Source organism: Nitrococcus sp. (assembly GCF_059432795.1).
Genome location: NZ_JBXWZQ010000144.1, coordinates 1 through 7225 on the forward strand (window position 1 = coordinate 1; position 7225 = coordinate 7225).

Consider the following 7225-nt stretch of genomic DNA (forward strand, 5'->3'; position numbering starts at 1 on the left):
CTTGCTCGAGACTGCCGTCACCCATGTGCCAATTCCAACTCGGGCTGCGTCAAGTTGAGAGGCAACTAATAGAAACATCACCATTGCCGCGCTCTTGTGGTTCTCTGGGTCCATGGCAATCTCCCAGCCGCGAGCAACCAACTGGTCATGCTCGATCTGCTGCGCCTCCTCGTAGGCTCGCCTGGCCTCCGGGCTCTCCTCCCGGATGCGCCGCCATGTGGCGAAGTCCATGCCGAGCGCCTTGGCTATATCGGTCTGCTTGACCCCACGGGAGGCTAGGGTGCGCCCGATCTCAAGGCCGGTTGTCGGTAGCTTCTTTCGTGGACGCGGCATCACAGCGCTTACATAGTGCTTACATTAAAATTAATGTTAACATAATTGGCTGTTTTACCATATGGTTAATGCGTGTACTCGGCGGATTATAAATCCGTTTCAGAGCGAAAACCGCACAATAGCAGCTGTTACTCGAAAGCTGAGCAAGGCATGCACCGTGCCAGTGAATGAAGCGTGCCAACGCATGTAACTGGCTGTATTTTTTATAGATTTGACATATACGAGTAAGCATCAAGCACGATCCTCATTACCGTTCATCGAATACAGGACATTAAGCACGCTCTGCCAACAATCGGACCCGATACCGCGTGATATCGATTCCTCATCGCCAAGCCCGCGACCGCAGACAATGCAGTTAATTCCTGGCCGCAATCGGTTCTCCTTCAGCGCCCGTGCCGCAGCATAAACCTTTCGATCCATCCGTTTGGCTCTTGTCACTGCTGCTTTCTTGGCTGATTCCTTCCGCCGTTCGTGGCGAGCAACAACGGCCTCGTAAACGGAACGCACAACCTCTGCGCTAGAGTGATCGCCATCAGCGGACACAAAGACGATTCGACGATCTTTTATTTGCAAGCAGGGGTTTCTGATTCGCTCCTTAGAGCCAGGCCTGCGCACCCAATACCAGCGCTTAGTCTCCCTCTTAAAACGGCTCGCCAGAAAATCCAGTTCATCCTGATTCAAATCATGATCGATATGCATTGCGACACCTACTCCGTATCTTCGAGTACATCCAGAGCGACCTGCTTAATGATTTCTGGAACAAGCTCCTTTAACTTTCGTTGAGCCGCCCAGACCGCCTTGTGATAATCACTAACGCTGTCAGCAGGGATGTATTTCTCGATAGCCTGCCGGCATAACTCTCTGCCAGCATCAGGCCGAGTGACTAGCGCGTTCGCCTCAACCTTCCTTGCGCCGTACTCTCTTAAGTATTCCTGCACATACGGCTTGCTGTGGTCCTTATGACGGGGATCATCCAGACGCTTGCCGCTGGAGGTCTCCAAGTTCTCCACCCAAGACAAATTGTTCTCGATGATGAATTCGTAATTAAGGCCGAATCGATCATTGATGAGATTGTCTGGTTTCCACCCTACGGCCTCGGACAGCTCCGCCATGTTATCTCGCAGCTGCTCAGATATATGAAGTCCGCCTGGATCGTGATCGCCACAATAGAGCAAGACACACTGGCGGCCACCGCGCTCGTGTCGGTCAAATCGCCGCATCATGTTGGCTCTACTATGGATATCGGCCCAGCCGCGAGAATTGGTCAGCGGTACGTAGCTATCCCGACATACACGCTTAAATAGACTCTTGAGGTCAATTTTCTCGACAACCACCTCGACGTAATAGTCTTGTCCATTCCAAAAGGGAAATGGCTGATAGTCGTCGCCGAGATCGCGAATTCTATCCAGCAGTCCCTGCGCACAAGCTTGGAGGTATTCCTCGGGTGACTCTCGATCATAGAAGAGCCCATCGAGTGCATTGAGCGTCTCGCGATTGGAGTCCTCGGCCGTGATATCCAGCGGCAGGAATCCGCGCTTCCGGGCGTCCGCTATAAGGCGTTGCGCTTTATCGAAGTCGCCTTTCGCAAGGCCGTATTCCTCTAAGATGTAGCACCACCCTCGGGCCGATACATCAAAATCCAATCTTGAGTTAATTTCCTGGATCTGAGCGCAGAAGGTTTTGAGCTGCCGGTCATAACTAGCTTGCTGATCGGCTGAGCGACGGCCTCGTCCTGATTGCGGGAGCGTGATCATTTCACCACCTCCCGCGCCGCAATCGCCGCATAATCCCGAACTGTTTCTAGCGCAATCTCCCCTGCGGTAATTGATTGCAGATCATCGGGATCAAGCCAGCGCTTGAACTGCTCCACAGTGATCGGAAGTCCTGCCACGGCATCGGCGAGAGCCGTGCAAGGTGGCTGGTCATCCGTCATAAGTGTCATTGCGTCATTCGGCCGTGACACTTGTGACGCTTGTGACACTTGTCCGGCCTGCTTGCACAGCCTAAGTACCCGAGCCGTCGCCGTGCGGTCCTGAGTCCAGGTGATGCCGATGTGACGCAGCGCGGGTGCCAGCCGCCGCAGCACGTTAACTAAACCCTTCGGCGAGCGTGGCCATGCTTTTGCATAGACGTGGTCGCCGCTGAGATCGGCAAGCCGGTGCAGCAGATCGGTGGCGGTGCCAGTCCATGTGTTCCGCTCGTCCATGAATAGGCGGACCGCCTGCCCCACAGATGAGGAGTCGAGCCCGGTTTCGACGGCCTCGGCCTGGTTCTGACGGTAAGCCTCTATAAACTCATCAACACTGAATCCAAGCGCGGGCATACCCGCCGCCGCCCATTTTGCGAAGTCGGCCATGCGAGGTAGGCGGCCAACTTCCACAAGGTCCACACGGCGCAGCGCCAGCGCCAAACCGTCCAGCAAAGCGGCGAAGATCGCGCCAGCGTCCTCCCGGAAGGCGCGCTGCATCTCCGCCTCGGTCCGCCGCCTTGTGATCGGCGGCAGGGTGACGTGAATGCAGCGCTCAGCAAGGTCAGGCCGGGTGGCTAGATCATCAATGCCATTGAGGGTCATCGGCCGCTGCACTTCGATCAGCACCTCGTCTGCATCGGAGTACAACCGTCGACCGGATAGTGCGCCGCCGGTGGCAAGCCGGCAAAGCGCGTCCGATAGCCGGTGATCGAGTCCGCTGAGATTGTCGAGAGCCAGCACCCGGCTCGATACAGCGGCCACGAGCAGATCGCGCTCATCTCGCGGTGGTGATCGCAATGGGGACGCCTGCGGATCGACGAGCGCTTTTAGGGTCCGGCTGGTGTGACTTTTCCCGCTGCCTTGCTCAGCGATCAACGCCAGTAGCGGATAAGGTCCACGCGGCCGCAGTGCGGCCAGCAGCCAGGCGGCAACCAATGATCGGTGATCATGCGATACATTGATGTGATGCCAGAGGCGGGAGAAGTCCGGCGAAGTCGGTCTCGGTAACGGCAACAACTTGCCAGACCGCCGGAAATGAATCGGCAGATGATCTACCGATTTCCACCCATCCGGCGTTACGTGGTAACCGCTCCAATCCGAATCACCACTATCAATGACGATGCCGTCGTCGTCCTCGCCGACACGCAGATGCACAGCCGATTGAAATCCGTCGAACTTGGCCATCGCGGCCAGCGTCGTAGTAGCGTCCGCTAGCGCGTTGCGGTTAGCGCCTTTGCCGCTGAGCTTGTAGTACTCGCGGCTAAGGATCTCCCGGTACTCGCCTCCAGTGATCGCATAGGCACCGCCGCCGACCTTGGCATAAGCGTCATCTCCGTCATGGAAGAGCTCGTGTGCTGCGCCGATATCAGTGAGGATTGCGGCCTGTGCTCGCGGCTTTCCCTCATCAGTAATCTCGATTCGATTTTCGGATAGCGCATCAAGCCAGGCCTCACCGTCCATGGGACACCTCCTGCGCCGCCGCCTGGAAGCGCGCGCCAGCACGTGCGACCCGATCAATATCCGCGCGGCCGAGCTTATCGCCGCGTGCTAGAGCTTCCGCCGCAATAACGACGATGAGGGATTCCTTCGCCAAGGCTCGCAGCACATCGGCGGGTACCCAACGCTCGCCACGACGCAGCGGTCTATGCTCGAATCGGCGCGGGAAGAGGTCCTTCAAATCCAGGCCGCAGGCGCTAATAACGTCGAGCGCGGTACAACCCGTGTAGCAATGCAGCAGAAGGGTTCCGTCTGCGGTTTCGCGAATGAGAAGGGAAGGATGCCGATCATAATGACCAGCGCAGCATGCGATCCAACGGCCAGGGCCTGTTCGTCGAACTTTGGCGAGTAGAGGTAGTAGCGTCTCGGCTGGCGAGGAGGACGGTGTTGCTTTACAATTTAGCTCGCTCTGCTTTTGTATGATCCCCGCGCCCGGGTTGCCGCCCGGGCGTTTTTGCGTCTCTAGCATTAAGCCACCTCCCCATTTGAGGAGGTGTTTTCACGCACCCCGCGCTCAACAAATTCATCGAGATCTTCGATTCTATAGCGGACGGCGTTCCCGAGCTTTACAAAGACAGGACCGTCGCCGGACCATCGCCATCGATTAAGAGTGTTAGGGGATAAATTACCGAGATATTCAGCGGCGGATTTCGTATCTAACATTCGGCGGGACATTTATTTCCTCATCGCGTCTAATTGATGCGACAAGGATATAAGTCCGTCTAGCGGTTGCGCAACGTAAGCAACTGAATATTATAGAAAAGTCAGGCCAGGGATTTCAAAGAACTGGAAATGCCTCGCCAGGCTTTTCAGAAAAGTTTATTTGTCGCCCTCATCAACTTTCTTGATAAGCTTCCCGATGGCTTCACACCCAACTTGCCGAAGATAATTCTCTGGCTGTTTCTGCATCTCTCGCCGGATGTTTTTCGCCTTCCAACTGATTGATCGATCCTGCCATGATGGCTCAAAACGTTTTTTTCTATAGAGATCCTTTATTGCTTCGTTATTTGATTCAGCTATTTCCTGATTTGACTTTGTTCCTTCCTCTTGGCCGCCCCTAAGATTAGCTTCCTGGAGGGCTCCACGCATTGCATACGGCTCTACGTATCGAGCGAGCACGCTCCTACATGTCCGCTCCGCCAGCGATATTAATTTCCAGGCCCCCGTCATATCCCCAGCTTCAGCCATAAAGCTAGCCATAACGAGCACATTCCTGGCTGTTCCGGCTTGTCCTTTATCGGATCGCGCATCTTGCCGCTCGCCGTCCAGGTGCGGCTCTAGCTGGTCCAACCAATCACTCAGTTCGCCGTGATGGCGCGCGAACTGCTCATCCATGCGCCACCTCCAGGGCGGCCACGTTCCCCGCCCGTGCAATCCGTGCCTGCTCGTCGAGCCATTGCGCGACGCGTTCGGCCTCCGGGTGCAGATACCGCACATCCTCCAGATCGGTGTAATGCTGAAGCGTTACATCTCCGGTCTGGCGATGATGCATAAGCGCCTTCGTGCGCCAGAGCTCAATGCCGACTCGGCCGGCTACCGCGCGGAAGGTTCGGCGCAGATCATGCGCGGTGACATTGACGCCGGTCGCTTGCGCCAGCTTGTCCAGCGTGGCGCGCGGATCCTTCAAGTGGCCGCGCCCTGCTCGCGATTGGAATAACCACGGTCCGCGGTTCGGCCTCGCCTTCAGGATCTCGACAGCGGTTGTAGGCAGCGGCAGGCGGACGTCATGGCGATTCTTGGTATCGGTCAGGCGCAGGCTCCCCTCATCGAGGTTCACCTGATCCCAGGTCATGGCGCGTGCCTCGCCCAGGCGAAGGCCCGTCAGCGTCAGGACCGCCACCAGATCGGCCGCCGCTTGGCTCGCGGGCGTCAGCGACTCATCGGCCCGGAGATCCTGCACGGCAGCCCACCACTGGCCGGCCTTCTCCAGCGGTACATAGCTGTTGCGCGGCTTGGTGGCATTCCACATCCGGCCTTCGGATAGGACATCAACGGGATTTTCCGGAAGGATCGGCACATCGTCCGGGGTGCGGTAGCGAGCACGCGCATAATTGAGCAACCCACGCAGCACCCGAAATGCTTGGTTCGCTTGTGCGTGACTGCGGTCGCTCAGCTCGCGGAAACGCTTGGCGACCTTATCGCGGGTAATTGATATGACGGGCTGGTCGGCCCATGCCTTGAAGGATTTTTCGAGGTGATAGCGAATATCGGCCTTGCTACGCTCCTTGAGTTTGCGCCGGTCCCGCAGATAGCTCTCCACAACCTCCGAGAGAGTCACTGAGAGCGCCACAGAGCGCTTTTTCTCTTTCTGGTGGTCTACGCCATCCGCCATTTCGCCGAGCAGCGTCTGCGCCTTCTTTCGCGCCTGCTCGACGGTTAACACGCCGTGGCGGCCGATGGTGAGCCGGTGACTCTTGCCGTTGACTCGGCTCTGCACGATATAAGAGCGGGTGCCGCTTGCCATGACCCGCAGACCGAAGCCGTTCAACTTGCCATCCCAGACCATGCTGAACCCCCGGTCTGGGACGGGGGCATTTTCGACTGCCTTCTTGGTTAACTTCATCGTCGGACCCTCAATCCGGTGCGTACCGTGTAAGCACTATGTAAGCAACTTGCGTCACATTCCATCTAAACGCATCGGATTTATTATGGGTCTATCTGTTTGTAGTGTCTACCTCTGTCTGCTTACATAAACCTCCATCTAACCTATCTCTCACGGACTCAAAATCCGGTCCCCGCGAGGGGGTGCGAGTTCGAGTCTCGCTCCCGGCACCATGGAATTTGAGCCGCCTTGATCGCAGGGTGGCTGGTCGGCCATGAACGCGGCTTATGAGAGCGGGTTCCCCTTTGCAGAGCGCGCGCCCGTTACCGATGGCCTTGCACTTCGTCTTTCAAACGACGACCGATGCCATTAGCCTCACTATCGGACTCCTACGCGGCTCATCGCGGAAGGTTTTGGACCCGTGCGCAAGGACCCGCCGGACCCGCCCCACCCGCTTCATGGTTTCATGCGGCGCGCCCCCAGCACCCATGCCGGCAACTCCCGCGGCTTACCGTCGATACTACTGATCTACGGTGACGGCTGTGCGAGCCATTCAGCGACGAGCGCTCGACACCAACCAAGGATTCGTGGCCCGGCTCCTCCCGCTTTGCGCTGAGCACATCGAACGCGCGACAATACCTCTCGCGCATCCCGCCAATGCACCGGTTTGCCGGCGAGTTCGCCCCCCGTCAACAGCCGGCAACTGATCCGCCGTCCCCTGTAGGCGTAGGCCCGCGGATCTCTTTTTCTAGTGTAGCGTTTCGTTCTGTTTGGAACTTAAGCGACTATTGGCGCGAATGACCTTCTGCAGGATGTCGCGTGCGCTCTTGGTCCAGATGAACGGCTTGGGGTGGTTGTTGTGATGGGCAACATATTCATCGATA

General features: G+C 57.3%; 8 protein-coding genes. All 8 read right to left on the minus strand.

The annotated features are described in order from the left end of the window. Positions 1 to 333, minus strand: a 333-nt coding sequence (locus AC52Q4_RS10590) for a hypothetical protein (protein WP_495536765.1), incomplete at its 3' end; no start/stop codon positions are given. A 231-nt stretch (positions 334 to 564) separates the two neighbouring features. Continuing rightward, complete coding sequence (locus AC52Q4_RS10595) at positions 565 to 1032, minus strand: DUF6011 domain-containing protein (protein WP_495536766.1); 468 nt, start codon at positions 1030 to 1032, stop codon at positions 565 to 567. Between the two features lie 8 nt (positions 1033 to 1040). Beyond that, a complete protein-coding gene (locus AC52Q4_RS10600) occupies positions 1041 to 2087 on the minus strand; it encodes a hypothetical protein (RefSeq protein ID WP_495536767.1) in 1047 nt (348 codons plus the stop codon). Next, complete coding sequence (locus AC52Q4_RS10605) at positions 2084 to 3763, minus strand: AICE element replication initiation protein (RefSeq protein ID WP_495536768.1); 1680 nt, start codon at positions 3761 to 3763, stop codon at positions 2084 to 2086. Before AC52Q4_RS10605 ends, AC52Q4_RS10600 begins: the two co-directional genes overlap by 4 nt. Next, a complete protein-coding gene (locus tag AC52Q4_RS10610; protein WP_495536769.1) occupies positions 3753 to 3980 on the minus strand; it encodes a hypothetical protein in 228 nt (75 codons plus the stop codon). Before AC52Q4_RS10610 ends, AC52Q4_RS10605 begins: the two co-directional genes overlap by 11 nt. A gap of 287 nt (positions 3981 to 4267) precedes the next feature. Then, positions 4268 to 4474, minus strand: coding sequence for a helix-turn-helix domain-containing protein (locus tag AC52Q4_RS10615; RefSeq protein ID WP_495536770.1), 207 nt, complete (start codon positions 4472 to 4474; stop codon positions 4268 to 4270). 144 nt (positions 4475 to 4618) lie between these two features. Beyond that, positions 4619 to 5134 (minus strand): hypothetical protein, encoded by a 516-nt coding sequence (locus tag AC52Q4_RS10620; protein WP_495536771.1) that lies wholly within the window; start codon positions 5132 to 5134, stop codon positions 4619 to 4621. After that, positions 5127 to 6362 (minus strand): tyrosine-type recombinase/integrase, encoded by a 1236-nt coding sequence (locus AC52Q4_RS10625; RefSeq protein WP_495536772.1) that lies wholly within the window; start codon positions 6360 to 6362, stop codon positions 5127 to 5129. The genes AC52Q4_RS10620 and AC52Q4_RS10625 overlap by 8 nt, the downstream gene beginning before the upstream one ends. Positions 6363 to 7225: the final 863 nt, after the last annotated feature.

Excerpts from the sequence above, each read along its gene's own strand:
- AC52Q4_RS10620 (WP_495536771.1), bottom strand. The coding sequence starts at position 5,134 with ATGGATGAGCAGTTCGCGCGCCATCACGGCGAACTGAGTGATTGGTTG.
- AC52Q4_RS10600 (WP_495536767.1), bottom strand. The coding sequence starts at position 2,087 with ATGATCACGCTCCCGCAATCAGGACGAGGCCGTCGCTCAGCCGATCAG.
- AC52Q4_RS10615 (WP_495536770.1), bottom strand. The coding sequence starts at position 4,474 with ATGTCCCGCCGAATGTTAGATACGAAATCCGCCGCTGAATATCTCGGT.
- AC52Q4_RS10595 (WP_495536766.1), bottom strand. The coding sequence starts at position 1,032 with ATGCATATCGATCATGATTTGAATCAGGATGAACTGGATTTTCTGGCG.
- AC52Q4_RS10625 (WP_495536772.1), bottom strand. The coding sequence starts at position 6,362 with ATGAAGTTAACCAAGAAGGCAGTCGAAAATGCCCCCGTCCCAGACCGG.
- AC52Q4_RS10605 (WP_495536768.1), bottom strand. The coding sequence starts at position 3,763 with ATGGACGGTGAGGCCTGGCTTGATGCGCTATCCGAAAATCGAATCGAG.